16 protein-coding genes are annotated in these 23,991 nt (G+C 34.7%); 9 read left to right on the forward strand and 7 right to left on the reverse strand.

All coding sequences use genetic code 11. From position 1 onward, the window contains the following. Nucleotides 1–304 precede the first annotated feature (304 nt). Nucleotides 305–1,537, forward strand: a complete 1,233-nt coding sequence (locus BUA98_RS14930) for a PQQ-dependent sugar dehydrogenase (protein ID WP_072973828.1) — start codon at nt 305–307, stop codon at nt 1,535–1,537. 100 nt (nt 1,538–1,637) lie between these two features. On the opposite strand, the gene BUA98_RS14935 is transcribed toward BUA98_RS14930, so the two are convergent. The 5 genes from BUA98_RS14935 to BUA98_RS14950 form a co-directional block, all read right to left on the reverse strand. Next, nucleotides 1,638–2,123, reverse strand: coding sequence for a hypothetical protein (locus tag BUA98_RS14935; protein ID WP_072973830.1), 486 nt, complete (start codon nt 2,121–2,123; stop codon nt 1,638–1,640). A 116-nt stretch (nt 2,124–2,239) separates the two neighbouring features. Continuing rightward, nucleotides 2,240–2,617, reverse strand: a complete 378-nt coding sequence (locus BUA98_RS14940; protein WP_072973832.1) for a hypothetical protein — start codon at nt 2,615–2,617, stop codon at nt 2,240–2,242. A gap of 12 nt (nt 2,618–2,629) precedes the next feature. Next, complete coding sequence (locus BUA98_RS22385) at nt 2,630–2,767, reverse strand: hypothetical protein (RefSeq protein WP_159433470.1); 138 nt, start codon at nt 2,765–2,767, stop codon at nt 2,630–2,632. A gap of 205 nt (nt 2,768–2,972) precedes the next feature. Further along, entirely contained in the window at nt 2,973–5,780 is a 2,808-nt protein-coding gene (locus BUA98_RS14945) for a CheR family methyltransferase (RefSeq protein ID WP_072973834.1), read from the reverse strand. Nucleotides 5,781–6,148: 368 nt separating this feature from the next. After that, nucleotides 6,149–6,517, reverse strand: a complete 369-nt coding sequence (locus BUA98_RS14950; protein WP_072973836.1) for a response regulator — start codon at nt 6,515–6,517, stop codon at nt 6,149–6,151. A gap of 916 nt (nt 6,518–7,433) precedes the next feature. Between BUA98_RS14950 and BUA98_RS14955 the strand changes: the two genes are divergently transcribed. The 7 genes from BUA98_RS14955 (at nt 7,434) to BUA98_RS14985 (ending at nt 18,717) form a co-directional block, all read left to right on the forward strand. Beyond that, the gene (locus BUA98_RS14955; RefSeq protein ID WP_159433471.1) at nt 7,434–7,874 is read left to right on the forward strand and encodes an LURP-one-related family protein; all 441 of its coding nucleotides are present in this window, start codon (nt 7,434–7,436) and stop codon (nt 7,872–7,874) included. Nucleotides 7,875–7,936: 62 nt separating this feature from the next. Continuing rightward, nucleotides 7,937–8,359, forward strand: a complete 423-nt coding sequence (locus tag BUA98_RS14960; protein WP_208857992.1) for a response regulator — start codon at nt 7,937–7,939, stop codon at nt 8,357–8,359. Between the two features lie 153 nt (nt 8,360–8,512). Then, complete coding sequence (locus BUA98_RS14965; protein ID WP_072973841.1) at nt 8,513–9,955, forward strand: ATP-binding protein; 1,443 nt, start codon at nt 8,513–8,515, stop codon at nt 9,953–9,955. A 3-nt stretch (nt 9,956–9,958) separates the two neighbouring features. Beyond that, the gene (locus tag BUA98_RS14970) at nt 9,959–10,387 is read left to right on the forward strand and encodes a response regulator (protein ID WP_072973843.1); all 429 of its coding nucleotides are present in this window, start codon (nt 9,959–9,961) and stop codon (nt 10,385–10,387) included. Between the two features lie 77 nt (nt 10,388–10,464). Further along, nucleotides 10,465–16,824: a HAMP domain-containing protein gene (locus BUA98_RS14975; protein WP_086065341.1), complete on the forward strand. Its 6,360-nt coding sequence runs from the start codon at nt 10,465–10,467 to the stop codon at nt 16,822–16,824. A 26-nt stretch (nt 16,825–16,850) separates the two neighbouring features. Beyond that, nucleotides 16,851–18,074 (forward strand): sensor histidine kinase, encoded by a 1,224-nt coding sequence (locus BUA98_RS14980; RefSeq protein WP_072973845.1) that lies wholly within the window; start codon nt 16,851–16,853, stop codon nt 18,072–18,074. A 154-nt stretch (nt 18,075–18,228) separates the two neighbouring features. Further along, entirely contained in the window at nt 18,229–18,717 is a 489-nt protein-coding gene (locus BUA98_RS14985) for a YybH family protein (RefSeq protein ID WP_072973847.1), read from the forward strand. Between the two features lie 82 nt (nt 18,718–18,799). On the opposite strand, the gene BUA98_RS14990 is transcribed toward BUA98_RS14985, so the two are convergent. After that, the gene (locus tag BUA98_RS14990; RefSeq protein ID WP_072973849.1) at nt 18,800–19,984 is read right to left on the reverse strand and encodes a hypothetical protein; all 1,185 of its coding nucleotides are present in this window, start codon (nt 19,982–19,984) and stop codon (nt 18,800–18,802) included. 233 nt (nt 19,985–20,217) lie between these two features. Between BUA98_RS14990 and BUA98_RS14995 the strand changes: the two genes are divergently transcribed. Beyond that, a complete protein-coding gene (locus BUA98_RS14995) occupies nt 20,218–20,847 on the forward strand; it encodes a response regulator (RefSeq protein WP_072973851.1) in 630 nt (209 codons plus the stop codon). Here BUA98_RS14995 and BUA98_RS15000 read toward each other — a convergent pair. Next, a complete protein-coding gene (locus BUA98_RS15000; protein WP_072973853.1) occupies nt 20,844–23,867 on the reverse strand; it encodes a ligand-binding sensor domain-containing protein in 3,024 nt (1,007 codons plus the stop codon). The genes BUA98_RS14995 and BUA98_RS15000 overlap by 4 nt on opposite strands. Nucleotides 23,868–23,991 lie beyond the last annotated feature (124 nt).

Genomic DNA, 23,991 nt, shown 5'->3' on the forward strand with positions numbered 1-23,991 from the left:
GTTTTGCGCCTAATTTTTGAGACGATGTGTTTACGGTGCGTCTTCCAAATTTGAAACCTCGGGCTATTTTAGAATTAAAATTAAAAGTTAAGATTATTATTAAAATGGTTTGTTATCTAATTAACAAGTTTTCAAAAAAAACAGAAAAACTTCACGACCGAAAATATATTTTCATCTGATTTACAATAAATTGTATAAAATTTACGATTAATTATATAAAGTTATTCGTTTCATATTTTCGAAATTTGATGCAATTGAATAGTATTCAATCATATAGATTATTAATCCTTAACCTACACCTACCATGCTACACCGTAACTATATTACCATTTTGTCGAGTGCCTTATTAATGGCTTGTGGATGCTCAAATGACAAAGATCCTGTTGTAAATCCAGATCCCGGAACACCTACAAATCCTGTAGAAAATGAGCCGGCTAATACAACTTATAGCCCAGCTTTTTCAGGACAAACAAGAATTGGCGGTTTACAAACCAATACCAGCTATGAAGGAAAAGTCATAACCTCATCCTTAACTAGCCCATGGGGCATAAAAAGTCTTCCCGATGGGAGATTATTGATTAGTCAAAAAGCAGGCACCATGCGTATTGTCACTGCTGCAGGAGAAGTAAGTAGTCCAATAACGGGAATTCCAACTGTGAATCCTGATGGTCAGGGAGGATTGTTAGGTTTGTGTCTTGATCCTGAATTTTCTACAAACCGAATGATTTATTGGGTCTTTTCGGAAGCAGTGACAGGAGGAAATCAAACGTCTGTTGCTAAAGGAAAATTATCAACAGATGAAAAAACGATAGAAGGAGCAGTCGTAATTTATCGCGCTAATCCTGCTAATCCTAGTAATCTGCATTATGGAGGACGTATCCTTTTTGATCAAACCGGAAATCTGGTGGTGAGCACAGGAGAACGTTCTGTTTTACAAACAAGACCTTTGGCACAATCGGTTACAGCAGGACTAGGAAAAGTAATCAGAATAACTAAAAATGGACAAGCCGCGACAGGTAATCCAACGTTTACAGCAGCTGGCGCTTTACCAGAATTATATTCAATTGGCCACAGAAATCCTCAGGGATTGGCGCTTAATCCTGTTACCAACGAAATCTGGCTGGCGGAACATGGACCAAGAGGAGGTGACGAAATTAATAGACTGAAAGCAGGTGCAAATTATGGATGGCCAACAATTACATACGGAATTGAATATAGTGGAGAAAAAGTAGGAGCGGGGATTCAGAAACAAGACGGCATGGAACAACCGGTATATTATTGGGATCCCGTGGTGTCGCCAAGCGGAATGACTTTTTACACTGGTAATCGTGTTCCGGAATGGCAAAATAACCTTTTCATTGGAGCTTTAAGCGGAATGCACATTGTTCGTCTGGTTATAGAAAACAATAAAGTAATTGGCGAAGAAAGGCTTTTAGCAGGAGAAGGTCAACGTTTTAGAGATATAACACAAGGAAATGACGGAGCCTTATATGCAATCACAGATCAGGGCCGACTTTATAAAATAGACAAGAAATAAAATAGAAATAATATTAGAATGTAAAAATGGCGCTCATAAAGGCGCCATTTTTTTGTTATTTGAATAGAATTAGTATGAAAGATTTTCCTTGGATTTGTAATTACTTGGGTGCAAAGTAATTATTTGTTAGCAAAGCAACTGTTAAGGAAATAGCATAAACTGCAGTTGCAGTAAGGGCAAAAATTACATGGGCAATAAATAATTGTATATAATAACCTTTATAATCAATTGAGGGCTGATAACGCGAAATTTTAAAAAGAATCATCCAGCTGATAATGCCTGTAATTCCACTGGCAACGCCTAATAAAAGACCATGTAAAAAAGTTAATTCCAATATATTATGTGCCCAAAAATAATGGTAAATAGAAACGAAAGCCACTCCAATTCCATAATGAATCAACCAGCTCAATATGTTTTTGGAAGATTTGGAGAGATTGATATTAAAGTTATGCATTAAATAAGTTAGCAATACAGGTTCCTTATATATTTCTCTAAATTTTAGTGAGACTGCATAGCTAAATAATGTCATAGTCGATGTTGCGGCAATTGATACTATTATTATCTGGAAAATTAAGTAGATATCCATAACAGGTTAATTTTTTAGAGCGATAAAAATCAATATGTTTCATCAATTGTCATTGGTTATTGAAAATAGTTGAAACACAGCAATTGATATTAAGTACTCGCAATTGAATCATTTACCTAGATTCCATTTTTTTCTTCTTCTCGATTCCGAGTCTTTTGCTCTTCTATTTCGAGGTCCGGGTAAGTCAGATGATCGCCTTTATCAAGATTATTTTGATTTTTGTCCAGATTATTTTGATCATCGTAGATTTCCTCCTCCTCATCTTCGTGTAAAGCATCTAAAAATTCCCGATCCAAATTATCCTGATCGTTTGTGATAGAATCTTCTTCGTTAACTATGGTTTCTTCCTCAGGATTGTCATCGTCTAGCGGAATGTTTTCATATTGATCAACATAGCTTGTGCTTTCATCTGTTATAGGTTCTGTGACTGATGATTCGTTAGTTTGAAAATTACGGTCGTCTAGACTATAATTTTCCTGATTTTCTGTTTTCATATTTGAGCTTTTTTAATTTTTTTTCAAAGTCGATTTTTTTTCATCAGTACTTGGTTTTGCGCTTTCTTTTGAAGTAGTTTCATTAGAATCAGTTTTTTTGTCTGATTTAGCAAGTGGGATGTTGCTGCTTCTGTGATTTGTTGTATACATAATTCTAAATTTTAATTAATCTTGTAAGTCAAATGTAATGCGGTAGTAGTAATTTTATTTACAAGATTTTGGTTTGTAATTGTATAATTTTCAGTGAGTTGTATTTTGATTTGGGTTTGGAATTTATTGCAGAATTATAAGAACAAATTCAAAAAAAAGATGCCCTAATAGAACATCTTTAAAATTTATTTGGTAAAACTTGTTATTATGAGGGTATATAAACAGAAAATATACTGCCATGATTGATATTACTTGTTACTGTAATAAAACCATTATGATCGGCGATGATTTTTTTAGAAATTGTAAGTCCCAGGCCGCTTCCTGTATATTGATCATTACTATGAAGTCTGTAAAAAGGTTCAAAAATTTTAGTTTGATATTCCATACTAAATCCAATACCATTGTCGCTTATCTTGATTTTAGTATAATTAATTTCAGAATTTGCGCCAATTTGATTCATCTCTTCTTTTGATGGCTCTTCTGCTTCAATTTTAATTTGAGGTATTGTATTTTCTTTGGTATACTTGAGAGCATTTGCTATTAAATTGTTGAATAATTTTTGCATTTGATGGGGAACAATTCTCACTTGCGGTAAAGTATCAACTGTAATAATTGCGTTCTTCTCCAGAATATAATCTTTTAAATCGGCGATGATTTTCTTTACTATAACATTCAGATCGGTTCTTTGAGATTCTTTTTCATTAAAATTGATTCTCGAATAATCGATAAGATCGGTAATGAACTGATTCATATTTGAAGAAGCGATTCTAATTCGTTCCAGATTATGAAGTCCAGATTCTGTTAGATTTTTTTCGTTATCTAAGATTCGTTTACAAAACATCTGAATCTTTCGTAGCGGCTCCTGAATATTATTGCTTGCTCCGGTAGTAATAACTTTTAGCTGTTCGTTATATTTTTCTAATTCAAGATTTTTCTTTTTCAGTAATACATTTGTGGTTTCCAGATCTGTAATATCCTCAATCGCTAAAAGTATTAAACCTGCAGGCTGTGAATTTTGAATTTGATATGCATTAACAATCATAATTTTTTTACCGGTACCATTACAAAGAGTATCAACTTTAAAGTCCAAAACCGATTTTTTTTCACTAAACATTTTAAATAGTAATTCCTTAAATTCAGGAATATCCCATTGACAGTCTCCAATTTCGAAAAAGGAATGTCCTTCAGTTTCTTCTTCAGTGGTCTCAAAATATTTATAAAACGCCGGGTTAGCGCTTTTTACAAAAAAATCTCTGTCAATAATTAATAAAGGCTCACGAATAGTATTTACAATAGATTCAGAATAATTTCTCATCGAAATTAACTGTTCCTGACGATTCGTTAATTCATCATTGATAAATGATAATTCTGTATGGTTAGACTTTATATGTTCATTTGCAGTTTCTAATTCTAATGTTATTCTCTTAAGATCTTCATTTGCTAAAGCTAAATCATTTTGTAGTTTTTTAATTTGCAATTCATTGGATGCCTTTATGTTTGAGGTTTCTTTTTTATCGCCAGTAGTAATAATAGCCGAGGTAAAAGTTTCAGACATATAATCTTCTGTCATAAATTTTCGAACATAGATTTTTTCATGTTTTTCAATTGGTTCAAATAACTTTTGCCCATTTGCTATGCTTTCAGACTTTCCAAGAACTAAAATACCTTTGTCTTTTAGTGAATAATGGAAAGAGCTTAAAACTTTATTTTGCAAAAAGGAATCCAGGTAAAGAAGCACATTTCTACATGAAACCAGATCGATTCTCGCAAACGGAGGATCTTTTATAAAGTTGTGTACCGCAAAAATACACATGTCGCGAATCACTTTATTGATGTGATAGTGACCGTCTCTTTTGGTAAAATAACGTTGCAATCTGGTTGGCGAAACTTGTTGAACATCCTGCGGAGAGTAAATCGCAGTCCTTGCTTTTGTAATATATTTTTCAGAAATATCAGAAGCAAAAATCTGAACCTTAATAGCGCTGTTTCTTTCTGCTAAATATTCATGTAAAGCTATAGCCAGCGAATAGGCTTCTTCACCTGTAGAACAACCCGCAATCCATATACGCAAGTTATTATTTGTTGTATTTTGTACTAATTGCGTAAAAGCTAGTGCTGGAAGGGAATCAAAAAAGTTGTGATCTCTAAAAAAGTACGTTACAGGAATCAAAAAATCATTAAAAAGCAAATCCTGCTCCCTTTTGTCATTTCGAAGATGATTATAATAAGCCTGTAAATTTTCTTTTTGGCTCATTAACATTCGTTTCGCAATACCTCTTCTGATAGTAGGATGTTTGTAATGACGAAAATCATTTCCAGTTCTTAAGAAAATCAGATTTATAATTTGCAAAAGTATTTCTTCTTCATTCTTCGGCAAATGTTCTTCATTACTAAAAGCGTGATTTGTAGTATAACTTTTTCTTATTTCTACTAGTTGTGCAGGAATGAGTTCGGGCGCTAGTACATAATCAACAATATCTGCATCTATGGCACTTTGCGGCATTCCTTTAAATTCTGCCGTTTCAGGATCCTGAACAAGTGTTGTGCCACCAACTTCCTTTATCTTTTTAAATCCAAAAGTTCCGTCAAAGGCAGTTCCGGAAAGAATAACACCAATAGCAAAACTTTGATACACTTCTGCCAGTGATTCAAAGAAAACATCAATACTGGCAGTTCTACGTTCATTGCGCGTTCGCTGATGCAGTTTTAATACGCCGTCCTGCACAATAAGATTAGTGTTTTCGGGAATAATATAGATATGATCAGGAGCCAGATTAATGTCGTTTATAATCTCATGAACAGGGATTTCGGTCTGTTGGGTTAAAATTTCAGGTAAACTGCCCGCATGATCTGAAGATAAATGCTGTACAATTACATAAGCCATTCCAGAATTGACGGGTATCGCTTTTACTACTTTCTTAATAGCATCTAATCCGCCTTCAGAAGCACCAAAACCAACAACTGGAAAATTCTGTGTTGTTTTTTCGAAGAGTTTTGTATCAGTAAGTTTCATAGTTTAATCTAATTACTTAGATCAAAGATATAGTAAGTCTTTGATTATAAAAAGAATATAAAGAAGCTTGTGGAAATGATGTAAATTTGAAATGCTAAATATGTAAAAAAGCTTTCCAAAGCTTTTACAAATTAGATTTTATATAGTTTAAAAACTCTAATATTTAAAACCGAGGGAAATTTGTAAACAGGAAAGAAGTACTCAAAAATAAAATCTAATACAAAAAAATAAAAGTTGGACAAGTCTAAATCTTTAAATTGATACTTGGAAAATAACAAAAATCTGTTCGTAGAAATTAATAAAAAAAGTGCATGTATTGCAAGCATTTCTGTTACTTTTTTATCAATATCCGATAACTTATTTTTTAATTATAAAATTTCTCTTAAAATATTTTTTAGGTCATTAAAATTACTCGGTTTCGTTACATAATCTTTTGCATCAAGTAATTTTGCCAGATTTGCAGATATAGGTGCAGTCGAAAATATAATAACAGGAATATTTTTGATAGCATCTCTTTTTTTAATTTCTGCCAAAAGCTCGATACCACTCATTAAGGGCATATTGATATCAAGAAATATCAAATCAGGCTTAATTTCTCGATCAGCCAGTTTTTGAAGTGCTTCAATGGGATTGTGAAGTGCCATATAAGCAGCTGTTGAGACCGCTTCCAGTGCCTGTTGGAAGAATTCGCAATCATCAAAATCGTCATCAATTTGCAAAATATTTTTATACTTCATATGCAGCTTATTTGGTTTGACTTCTTTATCAGATGATTATCCTAGTAAATTTAAATCTTTTACAGATAATAAGTTGATTTTTAGATCTTTTTTTTAATTAAATTATAAGATTATTTTTATTTTTTTTAATTGAACAGAGCTAAAAAAAACTTGCTTTTAAAACAAGTTCTCTCTTTTAATATAGGCTTTGTATGATGCTAAGATGGAATTTTCAGAGAATCGGTGGTTATGCCTCCTAGGATTTTAAGTCTCTTATATAATCTTGATCATCATAATATTTACTGCAACTCATTGATACAATTATTAAAAACAGTACTTCCGTCATAATCTTAAAGTTTAAATTTTCTATAGATATAAGCTAAAGATTAGTTATTGAATTTTGCTAAAAATAACCTGATGTTAAAAGACGATTTTATATAATTTTTGTCTTTCGTTATATAATTCCCATGTTCGATAAGAGGAACGTTATTTATAGTAAATTTAAGCGCCTAAAAATAAGGACAGATAAAATCATTAAGATTGAAACCATGTAACATTTAAATCAAATTATATAAAAAAGCGAAGATTTATATCTTCATATTTGCTATAATAATGCCCAACAAAATTGAATCAATACTGAATTATTTAGTTTACAATCATAAAAACATAAAGCCGAAAAATCTATAAAAATAAAAACCTAAAAAAATAATCACACAGGAAGATTCATATTCTTGAATATTAAAAAAAGAAATGTTCAATTGAAGGTTTTGAAAACCTATTTTTTAATTATTAAAAATTTAATGATATGAACTCAGATTTTTTTGAAATAAACAACTATTTCGTTGACAATAGGAGCAGTTTGCGCAAGAATTATCATATTTATAATGATAAGAGGGAACGCATTGGAAGCATAAAACAGAAGCTAACATTAAAGGAAATGATGTTAAAATTATTTCCCTACAAAACTTTGTTTCCCTTTTCAATCGAAATTAGAAATGCAAATGGTGGTCTTGAATCTTCAATTGCAAAACATAATTTTTCATTTGTGTCTAATATTATGGTTTATGATGCACATGGCAAAAAGGTTGGAACAATCAATAAAAGAAATTTTTTCAAACCTGAATTTAAAGTTTTAAATGCTTCCAATGAAGTCATTGCCGAAATAAAGGATGCCTGGCATGGGCCAAATTTTGTTGTTTATGATACAACAGAAAAACAAATTGGGTCCATAGATAAAAAATGGAATGGAAGAATGAGGAATTTTGTCAAGTCAAATCGCAGTTATAATGTAAATATGAGTACAAGTTATTCAGAACATGAAAATAGGCTCACAGTTTTAACAAGCGCTATTACAATTAATATGCTTTTTTTTAAGTGAGTAAATTGAATATTTTGAAACAATATAAATAAAGTGGATTTTTAATTTATAAAAAAAAATTATTGAAAGAACTTTACACTCCAGAAATACCAAATAGGTCGATGACTTATAGTAATATACTACAAATTGATGACGATTCAGATGACTGTGAATTATTCATGGAAGCGCTGGAATCTGTGTCTGCGGCTACCTATACCGCAATTTATGATCCGGTGGAAGCACTGCGAAAACTGATGCAAAAGGAAATCTCTCCGGATGTTATCTTTCTGGATTTAAATATGCCCCTTATGTCCGGTCTTGAATTCTTAACTGAAATTAAAAAGGAAGAAGGATTAAAAGAAATTCCGATTATTATCTTTTCGACTTCGCAACTGGATGATATCATTCGTGAGGCCATAGCTCATGGTGCCGATGATTTTATATCCAAACCAAATAATTTTAACGACTTAAAGAAGATTTTAAGTCAATATATTTTTTCAGCTTAAGTGTTAGCCGTTTTATCATTGATTGTAGCCGCGGAAGGTGCATCAATACAAAAGGCACTTAAAAATAATTTAGAAAAGATTTTATTATTTTTCTTAATTTTATTGAGTAAACAATTGTTGCATAGTGTGATATGGCCTTTTAATTGTAATTAAATGAAATTATCTACTCAAATTTTTGTGGCTTTTACTTTGGTTATTTTGTTGTCCGTAGCGGACTCGTATACGAATTATCTGTTATCGAAAAAAGTACAGCTCAATTCACAGTTTCTTGCCAGATCTGAAGAGATTATTCGCAATTCTAATAAAACCCACAAATCGATTATCGAGATGCAAAGTGCTTTTCGTGGTTTTCTTCTTACCGAAGATTATACCTTTCTGGATTCCTATTTTATCGGATTAAAAAAAGTGCCTTTACTAATAAAAGAACAGGAAATCCGTATTGGAACTAAGAATGAACAACGGGCAATATTAGATTCTATAGGTAAACTTCATAGTGATTGGGTTCGATACTCAAAAGAGTTGATAAAGAGTAGAAAAGAATATCCGTCTTCTTATATGAATCTTTTTAATACTTCTCTAAAACGACATGTAGGGAAAAATATAAATGATGCCATTTCAGAAAAGTTTAACCGGTTTGATAAAATCGAATACAAAAGAAGAAAACACCATACAGAGATGTTATTGACTTCGCTAAAATATGCACATACTTTTTCTTTTATATTTCTGACACTCACCGTTATAGTAGGTCTCTTAAGTACAATGTTTATTATGTATATCACCAATAAAAGAATTACGGCAATGGTTCGTCTTGCTGAAAATATTTCAAAAGGGAATTTTACAATGGTGAAAGATACCAGAAATGATGAGCTGACTGCTTTGTCAAAATCGCTAAACAGAATGTCTGGTAAGCTGGATAAAAACATTCATGAACTTAAAAATAGAAACGCTGAGCTCAACAAATTTGCGTACGCGGTTTCGCATGATCTTAAAGCGCCAATCCGAGGAATTCACAACGTTGTCAGCTGGATTGAGGAAGATCATAATGAAGAGTTATCACCAGAAATTAAAAGATATCTTAAGATTATTCCGCAAAAGACAAGACGTATGGAAGCGCTTATTAATGGTCTGTTAGATTATGCCCGTTTAAACATAAAAGCACCTTCAGAAAATATAGATACTAATGCTCTGGTACATGAAATTGCAGATTCTCTTGTTCCTAGAAATTTTAAACTTGAAATAGGGAATCTTCCTGATTTATTTACTGAAAGAATTAAACTCGAACAGGTTTTTGCCAATCTGATTAGTAATGCAGTAAAATATACACCACAGGAAGATGCTGTAATTCAAGTCAGTTGTGTAACATTTGGAGGTGTTCATGAGTTTTCGGTAAAAGATAACGGAATTGGAATTGCTGTTGAATATCACGAAAAAATATTTGAAATTTTTCAGACGTTACGGGAACAAAACGAACAGGAAAGTACCGGTGTTGGACTGGCAATCGTGAAAAAGATCATTGACGACCAACAGGAAAGTATTATAGTCAAATCGAAATTGGGCGAAGGTGCCGAATTTATCTTTACATGGAGAAATAATTAAGTTATGAAAAAACCAACAATATTATTAGTTGAAGATGACGAATTGGATGTGATTAGCGTAGAGCGGTCTTTAAAGAAATTAGAAAGCGAATATGTGTTGCATACAGCCTATAACGGAATTGAAGCTTTAAAAATACTCAGAGATCCTGAAATACAATTTACTCCGGATGTTATTTTGTTGGATATTAACATGCCAAGAATGAACGGTATAGAATTCCTGAAAGTAGTAAGAGAAGATAAAAAACTAAAAGATTTAAAAGTGTTTATCATGACAACCTCTTCAGAGGAAATGGATCGTTCAGAAGCAGAAAAATTAGGAATAGCAGGTTATATTATCAAACCGCTGAATTATAATGATAACACAAAGCGATCTGATTCTATGGATGCGTTTGTGCAGTTTCATTTAAGAAAAATATTGTTTGACGAAATTTAAAACCTGAGGAGTATAATCAGGTAAGCTAAAATATAAAATATCAGATTTTTTTAATCATTCGATAAAGAATTGGGAATATGAAAAAAACAAACGAAATTAATATTGAAGAAGTTCAGGATATCCTTGAATTTCCAATTGTTTCAGGAGATAAACCTTCGCAGCCGAGAGGAAAAAAGGAAGATTCAGAAGAATCTATTTTGACTGATGCAGAGTTTTTAAAAATTTTGCTGAAAGTCAAAAATGGTAATTTTACGCAGCGTTTCCCAACGGATCAAAATGGAATTAAAAGATCAATCTGTGATACTCTGAATGAAATCATCGACCTGAATGAGCGTATGGTTTTCGAATTTCAAAAGGTTGGAAAAAGCATTGGTAAGCAAGGAAAATTAACGAATCGTGTTGCTCTTGACGGAGCGAGAGGTTCGTGGAGTTCCTGCGTTGATTCTGTAAATACACTGATTTCAGACCTGGTGCATCCAACGATCGAAATTGCACACGTAATTACATCAGTAGCAAAAGGAAATTTATCTCAGGAAATGCCGCTTTCTATTGAAGGAAACCCACTTCAGGGAGAGTTCTTAAGAATTGCAAAAGAGGTTAATGGAATGGTAAAACAGCTGAATCTGTTTTCGATGGAAGTTACGCGTGTGGCACGTGAGGTAGGTACAGAAGGTAAACTGGGAGGTCAGGCAAAAGTACGAGGTGTAGGTGGAGTTTGGAAAGATTTGACCGACTCGGTGAATAAGATGGCGAGTAACTTAACGGGGCAGGTACGTAATATTGCCGATGTAACAACAGCGGTAGCAAAAGGAGATTTGTCTAAAAAGATTACCGTTGACGTAAAAGGAGAAATTCTTGAGCTGAAGAACACCATTAATACGATGGTGGATCAGCTGAACTCGTTCTCCTCTGAGGTAACCCGTGTGGCGAGAGAGGTTGGTACAGAAGGAAAACTGGGTGGTCAGGCACAGGTAAAAGGAGTTGGAGGAACCTGGAAAGATTTAACGGATTCGGTAAATCAGATGGCAAGTAACTTAACCGGTCAGGTTCGTAATATTGCCGATGTAACAACGGCGGTGGCAAAAGGAGATCTTTCGAAAAAAATTACCGTTGACGTAAAAGGAGAAATTCTGGAGTTGAAGAACACCATTAATACCATGGTGGATCAGCTGAATTCCTTTTCTTCTGAGGTAACGCGTGTAGCGGTAGAGGTAGGTTCTGAAGGAAAACTGGGAGGTCAGGCAAAAGTGCGAGGCGTTGGTGGAGTTTGGAAAGATTTGACCGATTCGGTAAACCAAATGGCATCCAATTTAACTGGTCAGGTGCGTAATATTGCTGAGGTAACAACGGCGGTAGCAAAAGGCGATTTATCTAAAAAAATTACAGTAAACGTTGCGGGAGAAATCCTGGAACTTAAAAATACGATCAACACGATGGTGGATCAGCTGAACTCCTTTGGTGCCGAGGTAACCCGTGTGGCACGTGAGGTAGGTTCAGAAGGAAAACTGGGAGGTCAGGCAAAAGTAAAAGGAGTTGGGGGAACCTGGAAAGATTTAACCGATTCGGTGAATCAGATGGCATCGAACTTAACGGGTCAGGTGCGTAATATTGCCGAGGTAACCACAGCGGTGGCCAACGGAGATTTATCGAAAAAGATTACGGCTGTAGCCGAAGGGGAAATCCTGGAGTTGAAGAAAACCATTAATACGATGGTGGATCAGCTGAACTCTTTTTCATCAGAGGTAACGCGTGTGGCACTTGAGGTAGGTACGGAAGGAAAACTTGGAGGTCAGGCTAAAGTAAAAGGTGTTGGAGGAACCTGGAAAGATTTAACGGATTCGGTGAATCAGATGGCGTCTAACTTAACGGGGCAGGTACGTAACATTGCAGAGGTGACCACAGCGGTAGCAAAAGGAGATTTATCACGTCAGATTACCGTAGATACAAAAGGAGAGATTCTGGAGCTTAAAAACACCATTAATACGATGGTGGGTCAGCTGAACTCATTCGCATCCGAGGTAACCCGTGTGGCGCGTGAGGTAGGTACCGAAGGAAAACTGGGAGGTCAGGCGCAGGTGGAAGGTGTTGGTGGAACCTGGAAAGATTTAACGGATTCGGTGAACCAGATGGCATCGAATTTAACGGGTCAGGTACGTAATATTGCTGAGGTAACCACAGCGGTAGCAAAAGGCGATTTATCACTCCAAATTACAGTAGACGTAAAAGGAGAAATCCTTGAGCTTAAAAATACAATTAATACCATGGTGGATCAGCTTCGAGGCTTTGCTTCGGAGGTAACGCGTGTGTCCAGAGAGGTAGGAACAGAAGGAAAACTGGGAGGACAGGCGAATGTACCGGGAGTTGCCGGAACCTGGAAAGATTTAACGGATTCGGTTAACCAGATGGCAGGAAACCTTACTGCTCAGGTACGTAATATTGCCGATGTGGCGATTGCCGTAGCCAACGGAGATATGTCCCGAAAAATTACCGTTGACGTTCGTGGAGAAATTTTGCAATTGAAAGAAACCCTGAATACGATGGTGGATCAGCTTCGCGAATTTGCCTCCGAGGTAACTCGTGTGGCACGTGAGGTAGGAACAGAAGGAAAACTGGGAGGACAGGCGAATGTACCGGGAGTTGCCGGAACCTGGAAAGATTTGACCGATTCGGTGAATCAGATGGCGGGTAACTTAACCACTCAGGTACGTAATATCGCCGAGGTAACGATTGCCGTTGCGAATGGAGATATGTCGAAAAAAATTACCGCTGACGTACGTGGAGAAATTCTTCAATTAAAAGAAACAGTAAATACGATGGTGGATCAGCTTCGAAGTTTTGCTTCGGAGGTAACCCGTGTATCAAGAGAGGTTGGAACAGAAGGAAAACTGGGCGGACAAGCCTTCGTACCGGGTGTTGCCGGAACCTGGAAAGATTTAACGGATTCGGTGAATCAGATGGCCTCTAACTTAACGGGTCAGGTACGTAATATTGCCGATGTAACCAAAGCCGTAGCCAATGGTGACCTTTCAAAACAAATTACCGTTGACGTAAAAGGAGAAATTCTGGATTTAAAGAATACCTTCAACACGATGGTGGAACAGCTGAATTCGTTTTCATCTGAGGTAACCCGTGTGGCGCGTGAAGTTGGTACCGAAGGAAAGCTGGGAGGACAATCGGAAGTAAAAGGGGTTGCCGGAACCTGGAAAGATTTAACAGATTCGGTTAACTTAATGGCATCCAACTTAACGTCTCAGGTTCGTGGAATCGCGAAAGTTGTAACCTCCGTAGCAAAAGGAAACCTAAAGCAAAAATTATCCATTGATGCTAAAGGTGAGGTGGCACAATTAACCGATACCATCAACGAAATGATCGATACGCTGGCTACTTTCTCTGATCAGGTAACAACCGTGGCACGTGAGGTAGGAGCAGAGGGAAAACTGGGAGGTCAGGCCAATGTACCGGGAGCTTCCGGAACGTGGAAAAACTTAACCGAAAACGTAAACCAGCTTGCGGCGAACTTAACTACTCAGGTACGTGCAATTTCTGAGGTGGCTTCTGCGGTAACACAAGGGGATTTAACGCGAACTATTGGTGTTGAAGCAAAAGGTGAGGTAGAGGCTCTTAAGGATACCATCAATCAAATGATTTCGAACCTGAAAGCGACAACACTAAGAAATCAGGAACAAGACTGGCTGAAATCGAATTTGGCCAAATTTACCCAAATGCTTCAGGGGCAAAAAGAACTGAATTCGGTTACCAAAAAAATTCTTTCTGAGCTGGCAACGGTAGTAACGGCTCAACACGGACTCTTCTATATCTTACAGGAAGATGAGAATTTTGAGGATTCAAAACTGAATCTAATTGCCTCTTATGCCTATATCAAAAGAAAGAATTCTCCAACGCAATACGCTATGGGAGAAGGTCTTATTGGTCAGGTGGCGATCGAGAAAGAAAGAATTATTTTAAGCAATGTTCCGAAAGATTATATCAGAATCAATTCAGGTCTGGGTTCTGCCAAGCCTCAGGATGTAATTATTTTACCGGTTTTATTTGAAGGACAACTTAAAGCTGTTATTGAATTGGCATCACTAGACACTTTCAGCCAGACACACTTAGATTTCTTAGAAGGATTGACGGAGAGTATCGGAATTGTATTGAATACGATCGAATCAAATTCAAGAACAGAAGAACTTTTGGTACAATCTCAATCTTTGGCAAGTGAGCTAAAAAGTCAACAGGAAGTACTAAAAAATACCAACGAAGAACTGGAAGAAAAAGCCTTCTTATTGGCCAATCAAAAAGAAGAAGTAGAGCTCAAAAATCAAGAGGTTGAGGTGGCGAGAAAAGCCTTGGAAGAAAAAGCAGATCAGCTGACTTTAACATCAAAATATAAATCGGAATTCTTAGCCAATATGTCGCATGAGTTAAGAACTCCATTGAACAGTTTGCAGATTTTGGCCAACGAATTAATCGCCAACAGAGATGGAAACCTTTCTGAAAAACAAATTCAGTTTGCCAAAACGATCAATTCTTGTGGTGATGACTTAATTCAGTTAATCAATGACATTCTGGATCTTTCGAAAATTGAATCCGGTTATATTTCTGTTGATTACAATCCGATTAGCTTTAACGAAATCAGCCGATTTGTGGAATCCACTTTTAATCCAATTGCAGCAGCGAAACATCTTCGTTTTAAAATCACTATGGATGACGAACTTCCGGAGCTTATTGAAACCGATTCACAGCGTTTAAATCAAATCTTGAAAAACCTGCTGTCAAATTCGTTCAAGTTTACAGAAAAGGGAGAAGTACAATTAAAAATTTACAAAGCCAATAACAATTGGAAAATGGCAAATCTTAGTCTGGATAAAGCGGAAGCAGTTGTGGCTTTCGAAATTTCAGACACCGGAATTGGAATCTCCAAAGAAAAGCAAAATATCATATTTGAAGCTTTCCAACAGGCAGAAGGTTCAACCAGCCGTAAATATGGCGGAACAGGTTTGGGATTATCCATCAGCCGTGGACTTTCTGATTTATTGGGAGGAAGTATAGAACTGGAAAGTGATATGAATATCGGAAGTAAATTTACGCTGTTCCTGCCATTGCAATATGTAGATATTTCTGAGATTATTGATATTGATGTAGAAGAAGAAACAGATGTAAAAGGCCGCATCAAATCATTGCCTTCAGAGAAATTTAACCGCTCTGATATTGATTTGTTTTTTGTGGATGAAATAGGCGATGACAGAACCGATATTAAGCCGGGAGACAAAATATTATTGATTGCAGAAGATAATCTGACATTTGCCAAAATTATGCTCGAGCAAGCGCATATTAACGGAATTAAGGCTATAGTAACTACAAAAGGTAATGATGTGGTTGACTTTATAAATCAGTTTCATCCGCATGCAATTACAATGGATTTAAACATGCCGGATACCAGTGGATGGAAAATTCTGGACCGATTGAAAACCGATTTCAATTTGCGACACATTCCGGTTTATATTATTTCTGGTGAAGATGAACGAAACAAGGGCCTTAAACGCGGTGCAAGAAACTTCTTCCTGAAGCCGGTTAAGAACGATTCACTGTCGTATCTTTTTAATGATATTCATGATTTTAAGAATAAAAAGATCAAGAACCTTTTAGTGGTAGACGATAATGAACAAGAACTAAGCAGAATTATAAATGCAGTTGATGGTGATGATATTCGAATTTCCAGTGCACAAACAGCTAGTGAAGCCGTTAAATTGATTCAGGAAAAATCATTTGATTGTATTATCTTAGATTTGGTTTTGCCGGACGCAGACGGACTTGATATTATAACAGATTTGGAGAATAATATTGCCGGACAGGAAACCGCCATCATTATACATTCGGCAGGTGATGTCAATAAAAAACAACGCTTGAGACTGAATAGATTTGCGCATAGTATCATTACAAAAAGCGCCGGTTCAATGGAAGAATTGATTGATCAGACAGCACTTTTTATGCATCGTGTTCATAAAGAGCTGCCAGATGAAATGAAAGAAATCATCGAGTCTTTTTACTTAAGAGAGGATGTATTACCCGGTAAAAAAGTATTATTGGTTGATGATGATGTGCGAAATCTTTTTGCCTTAACAACGGCTTTAGAACGATACGGACTGGACGTAATTAGTGCCGAAAGCGGCCAGGAAGCAATTGATCTTCTAAATGAGAATAAAGATATCGATATTGTTTTAATGGATATTATGATGCCGGAAATGGACGGTTACGAAACCATGAAACGCATTCGTAAAGATGCAAGACATAAAGATCTTACCATTATTGCGGTAACCGCAAAAGCAATGAAAGGCGACAGACAGCGTTGTATAGAATCAGGGGCTTCAGATTATATGACGAAACCTGTAAATGTGGAGCAATTGTCTTCATTAATGCGCGTGTGGCTTAAATAATAATTTCATATTCAATGTAAAACCTAATGGGAGACAACGCAATTAAAATCTTAATAGTCGATGACAAAAAGGAAAACTTACTTTCCTTACAAGTCATTCTGGCTGACCGTGGTTATCAGTTTGTTGAAGCGACATCAGGAAAGGATGCGTTGCGGATTCTACTGAAAAACCAGGATTTTGCTATTATCCTAATGGATGTACAAATGCCATTGATGGATGGTTTTGAAACGGCCGAAATGATTCGCCAAAGTGAAAAACTAAAACATGTTCCTATTATTTTTCTAACCGCCAATATGAATACCAATGAATACATTTTCAAAGGGTATCAGTCTGGTGCTGTAGATTATATGATTAAACCGTTGTCACCTGAAATATTACAGGCGAAAGTGATGGTTTTCACCGAATTGTTCCGAAAAAATCAGGAGTTAAGAAAGAAGGAAGAAGAAACCCACACGCTGAACGAAATGATTTTAAAAGCCAATAAAGAACTTGCTTCTCAATACGCAGCGATCGAAAAACATGCTGATGAACTGAAAAAGAAGAACATGGAACTTGATGCGTTTACCTACATATCAAGCCATGATTTGCAGGAGCCGTTGAGAAAGATTCAGACTTTTGCAAATCTCATTATGTCTAATGAATATGCTAATTTATCTGAAGACGGTAAAACGAAATTTGACCGAATTTTATATGCCTGCAACAGGATGCGTGAGCTGATTAACAGTCTTCTTACGTTCTCGAGAGCCACTCTGGTTGACAGAAGGTATGAAGCAGTTGATTTGAATACCATTATTAAAGATGTAAAAGAGGCACTGCATGAAAATCTAAACGATATAGGAGCTACGATTACAACTGATTTTCATGATACAGCTAAAATAATTCCTTTTCAGTTTGTGCAGTTAATGGAAAACCTGATTCATAACGCCATCAAATTTGCAAAAACAGAAACGCCATTAGAAATTACCATAAAAAGTCGTTTGGTTAATGGGCCTGATTTACAAATCGAAAACCTGTCGACAGCTGTAAATTATTGTCATATTAGTTTTGGCGATAACGGTATTGGTTTTGAACCGCAGCACAGTGAGAAAATCTTCGGTGTTTTTCAGAAATTACATGGCAGGGATGTGTACGAAGGAACCGGCATTGGACTGGCAATCGTGAAGAAAATCGTTGAAAATCATAATGGTCATATAAATGCTATTGGTGAGCCTATGCAAGGCGCGACTTTCAATATTTATATTCCTTATTAGAGAGATGAGGTATAATGCTTGTTCCGTTTTTTAATAAGATTGATTTGCTAATAAAAAATTAATGAACTTTAGTTTAATATTTTTTTAAAGTAAATTATCTGATATTGAGATTTTTATAGTACTTTTAATGTATAAGACTCTAAACTTTTATCATATGAAAAACAAGATTTTAAAAGGATTATTATTAGGAAGTGTGCTAGTTTCAATGTTAGCCTGTAATACTAAGAAGGAAGAAGAAAAGCCCGTCGTAGTAGTTGATAAAGAGCAAATAAAAAAGGAAATTCAGGCTAAAGAAGATGAATTTGCGGCAACTTATAATTCTGGTGAAGCTAAAGAAATTGGATACTATGCTGATGATGCTATAAGTTATTATCAACACAGAAAACCTTTGGTAGGTAGGAAGGCAATTGGTGAGTTCCTGATGGCTGATTTAGGAACAAATTCTAATAAAATTTCTTTTAAAACGAATGAAGTTTTTGTTTCAAACGATGGAAATCAGGTAGTGGAAAGCGGTTCTTTTACCGTAACAGATTCTAGTAAAACTGTTTTAAATACCGGAAATTATCTTAGTTTATTTGAAAAAAGAAACGGTAAATATGTTTGCGTCAGAGATATGAGCGCTTCAGATATTGAAGTGGAATAAAAAGAAAACCAAATTTACAAATAAAAAAATGGACTAAAACCTAATAAGTTTTAGTCCATTTTTTTTGAAGGAGAAGAAGGTATTAACGTCTTCTTCCACCGCCTCCGCCTCCAAAGCCTCCGCCACCTCTGCTGCCTCCGCTAAAGCCACCGCTACCTCTGCTGCTGCTGTTAAAACTGCTGCCACCGCTACTTCTGGTACGGCCGGAATCAAAACTTGGACTTGATGAACGATTTGAAGTTGATGGACGATTTACGTTTGAAGATCGATCTGAAGTACCTGCTGACGGACGGTTCACATTCGAAGATCTGTCTGAAGTACCTGCTGATGGACGATTTACTTTTGATGAACGGTCTGAAGTACCCGCTGAAGGTCGATTTGCATTAGAGCCACGATCAGATGTCCCCGCCGTCGGTCGATTGTTGGTGTTTGCACGATTGCTCGTGTTTGCAAGATTTCCATTGCCATTACCATATCTTCCATTTGTCCGGTTATTGTTAACGGTATTGGATCGGTTTCTTTCGTTATTATAATGATTAATTTGATTTCTGTTGTTAATAATTACAGTGTTGTTACCTCCATGATAATGTCCTCCATAATAACCGCCGTGGTGATACCAATTGTTATGACGATAAATACCAACTGCCAACACTGTAAACGCTGCAAAATAAGGCGGATAATAGCCATAATAATACGGTGGATAATAAGGTACATAGGCAGGAGAATATACATATTGTACAATTGGAGCTGATTCTACGACAACAGTAGTGGTAGCAGGAACATTTACGGTAACAGGATTAGAACCCTGATAGGCAGGATTAGCAGTTACTGAATCACTTTTGGTTTTAGGTTCAATAACATAATTTTTGCCATAAAGATCTTCATCTCCAACCATTTGCAGAGAAACTTTTCCGTTCTTATCTTTATTTACTAATATAACGGCAACATCCTGGGTTTCTTTTTTACTAACGTTTACCTGCAGCACAAAAGTATATGCATTACCATCTTTTTTAGTGACGACTTTGATAAAATCTACTTTTTTGTCAAGATTTAAATCCAGGTTATTTATTCCTGTTTCTTTCTGATTTAATGATTTTTCAAATTCTTCAATTGTTTTTGATTTTTGAAAAAGATCCAGAACTGCATAAAGATCCAGATTATCGCCTGGAAGGCCTAACTCTGGCGCATCTTCTGCTGTCTGAGAAAAAACAGTAGAACTAAATAAACATATTACAACCACTAAAAAGGACAATAGAGATTTTTTCATAATTATAAAGTTTAGAAAAGTATACTGCAAGTTAGTGAATATCAATTGTATAAAAAAATATTGTGTTTATTTTATTTACACCTGTAATTTTGGCTATGCAGAAAGAAATAATTAGTTTTTTAACGTTCTAAGAAGAGATAGTATTAAGCGTCAGGCTTAGAATTATTAAATACTGTTGCAATAAACTAGTTTGAATAGCTAAATAATTTATTTTTGTATTAACTTAATTAATTATGGCTAAGAAAATTTTAATAGTTGATGATCATTTAGTAGTCCGAAATGGGGTTGCCATGGTTTTAGAAAAGCAAATTGAAGATGTAAAAATCTCAAATGCCGAAAATTTCTTTGATGCGATTGCACTGTTAAAAGAAGATTCTTTTGATTTGATTATTTTGGATATCAATATTCCAGGAGGAAAAAGTACAGAGATGATTACTGATTTGAGAGCGATTCAGTCTGCAGTCAAGATTCTTATTTTCTCTGCCCATGAAGAAGAGCAATATGCTGTAAAATATATTTCTGCCGGTGCTAATGGATATCTGAACAAACTTTCAAGCGAAGAAAAAATGATGTTTGCCATTAACTCTATTTTTGAATCGTCGACTTACATTTCTGCTGAACTGCTTACGAAGCTGGTCGATGCAAGGACAAGTAAAAAGGTGATAAATCCGTTAGAAGTCTTGTCTAAAAGAGAGCTTCAAATCGCACAATTGCTAATAAACGGTAATGGTAATCTTGAAATCTCGAATATGCTGGACATTCACATGTCTACAGTAAGTACCTATAAAGCCAGAGTGTTCGAAAAGCTGAAAATCAATAACCTGGTTGAACTTATTAATATTTACAAAACTTTTGAATCTTAGGTATACTCGACTATAATTTCAATAATGGTGCCTTCATTAATCGAACTCGAAATATTAATATCTCCTTTGATGATAATAAGAAGTTCTATAATCATGTGAAGTCCCAGATGATAATTTTTTACAATTGGGTTTTTGTAAAAATCAAGATAATAATCAATGAGTTCCTTACTCATTCCTTTTCCATTATCCATAATTATTAGTGATAACATATTATCTTTTGTGGCACATTGCAATTCTATTTCCCCGTTATTTGTGTTTTTTGTAGCGTTATCCAATAGATTATGAATGATAATTGATAATGCCTTTTTATTTGTTTTGATGAAAAAATCTTGTGGAACTTTATTGATAATAACTGTATTTTCTGATGCCGCTATTTTTTCAAAAATCTGAATTTTTTCTTCAATTAAATCATGTAAAGAATACCCTTTGTCTTCAAGCTTTCTTCCTTCTATAAATATCGTCGAATATTTAATTAGGTTTTCAACATATTCATATAGTTGATCTGACGATAATTGTATTGTTTCTATTTGTCTTTTTAGTTTTTCATCTTGTTGAATATTTATATTATCAGACAAATGATTTAGTGAAGCCATCAGAAATTTTAAAGGACTTTTTATATCATGGCTAATGCTTTTTACTAAAGTCTCTTGTTGCTTGATTTCCTGCTTTAGGTTCTTTTCTGTAGCTTTTAATTTGTTTACTGTTTTGGCTAGTTTTTTGGTTTTTTTTTCAATAACCTCTTTAAGCATTACATTCTTTAATTTTATATAATACAACCTTAAATGCCACATAAAAAACAAAAATAGTACGACCAACAAATAACAAAGAATCGTAAACCAGACGGTTTGATGAAACATTGCCGGAACTATCAGTGTAACTTTTTTATAAACGTAATTCCCTTCAAAACTAGATAATCCTCTGATTGTAAGAGTGTATTCTCCTGGAGGTAATGTGGTAAAGGATATGGATTTCTCGGATCTTATTTTTTCCCATCGACTATAAGTTCCTTTATCAAGCTTGGCTTCGAGATGTATATTTTCAGGATTCCCATAATACGGATAAGCAATTAAGAAGCTTACCCTTTGAAAATTATTTTTTAATACAATCGTATCTTTTGGAAAAAAAGACTTCTGATCTACAATGACCTTATCAATATAAAATTTTCTATTAGGAAGTAAAGTTTTTATTTTATAAGGATTAAAAAACACAATACCATTCATAGACGGTAAAGCGATTTGATCATTTTGAAGAATGTTTCCACAAGGCTGGCAGCCTCCGTTAAATTCATTCGTTAAAAAACCATCCTCTTTATTGTATAGATGATAATATATTGGTGTACTCTTGTTCTTGGCATATTTTAATAATGCCATTCTGGATACCTGAAAAAGACCTTTGTTAGTAGGAATCCAGAAAAAACCTTTTTTATCTTCGATTAAACAATGTGCAGAATTTAGGTAGTTATCTTCATCTATTGGAAAAGTTGACAATACACCATCTGAATAAAGGAAAAAACCTTTTTCATAAGTCGTTATCCATATTTTTTTTTCGCTGTCAATAAAAATACTTCTAATGTTTAGTCGCTCACTTTTCTTTACAATTGAAAAAGTTCCTGTATCAATTTTATATTTAAAAAGACCTTTTTCTGTTCCAAAATAAAGTGTATTGTAGTCGTATTGTGCAATATAAGTGATATTAAATTTTAGAATTTTTATAAGCTTGAGTACTTTATTTCTGATACAGTATAATTTTGCATGATTGTATTCATCCTTTTGAAGGCTAATCCAAATCGTATTATTGTCGTCTTTAAAGATGGTTTTCGGGCACTGTTTTAAATCATAACTAATATGTGTTTTATAATCTGATTTCTTTAAATAGCAATGAACTCCGTTACGCCTTCCAACCCATAAATTATTCTCATCATCTTTGGCAATAGATATATGTTCATTGAGCTCCATGCTTTTCAGAAAAGGAATACTGTCCAGAACTTTCTTATTATTGAAGATTAAACCTTCAGCGGTAACAATTGTACTATCTGTATAAGGTAAAGCGGCATAATAGATTTCTGCTGACTTATGTATATCTTTTTTTATCGTTTTAAAAGCAGGAAAGGTGATAATACACAAACCATTTGTATAACTTCCTAAATATAGTTTTTGGCTTTTCTTATCATAAAAAATAGAAATAATATTGCTTTTCTCAAACTCTGCAAAGTTTACTAAAGGAACTGCTGATAACCGTCCTTTTTCATTTGTTAAGAGATAAATTTTATTTTTTGAATAAAAAAATACCTGGTTTGCAGTTATGTTCCAGTATCGTTTTTGTTTAGTATTAAAAAGTGGGGAGTTTAGTTTTCCTGAGGATTTTCCAGTATCAGAAAAACTATCATAATCACCATTATTTTTGACGTAGTAAAGTTTGTCATTCAGTGCGAAGAATTTAAAAATATTCTCGCTTTTGTAGGCAATTTTATAGATGGTCTTTTTTTTAGCATCGCATAATTCTACTTTTTCGGTATCAACAAAAAAAAGATTGCCATTGGGCATTCTAATATAATAAGCCTCACGGGGATTGATTGTATTATGAGAAGGTAATCCGTCATGATAAAAGAACCGTTGACCATTTCTGGTAATGTTATAGGCAGGACTTCCTTTTTTGATTATTTTAATCGTCCTCTGATTAATAAGAACAAGCTCTTTTTTTTCTGTATTAAAACAGTACAGACTGTCTTTTTGTACGTTTCCTAAAATTTCAGTAAAACGACATTCCTTTAAATCAGTATTAGAAGAATTAAAAGTAAGGAAAGTATGACCATCGTAACGAACAAGACCATTTTCAGTCGTAATCCAGATAAAATTGTACTTACCCTGTACAATCGCTTTTACACTACTTTGAGGTAATTCATTGTTGTCTGCAGTATACCATCTTGCTGTGTAATTTTCCTGACAAGTTGCTTTAACTGCTGTTAGCAATAATAAAAAGTAACAATAGCGAAGGGATATAAGCAACGTCATTTTTGACATCGGACTGGTTTTAGACACACACAAACTTAGCAAACATTATTCATTATTTTGAATTTGTAGTTTTAAATCTACACACTTGTAGGTTTATTGAGACAGATTCTTGTAATCATAAATGGTTGATAAG

It is taken from the genome of Flavobacterium saccharophilum (assembly GCF_900142735.1).
Classification (GTDB): Bacteria; Bacteroidota; Bacteroidia; order Flavobacteriales; family Flavobacteriaceae; genus Flavobacterium; species Flavobacterium saccharophilum.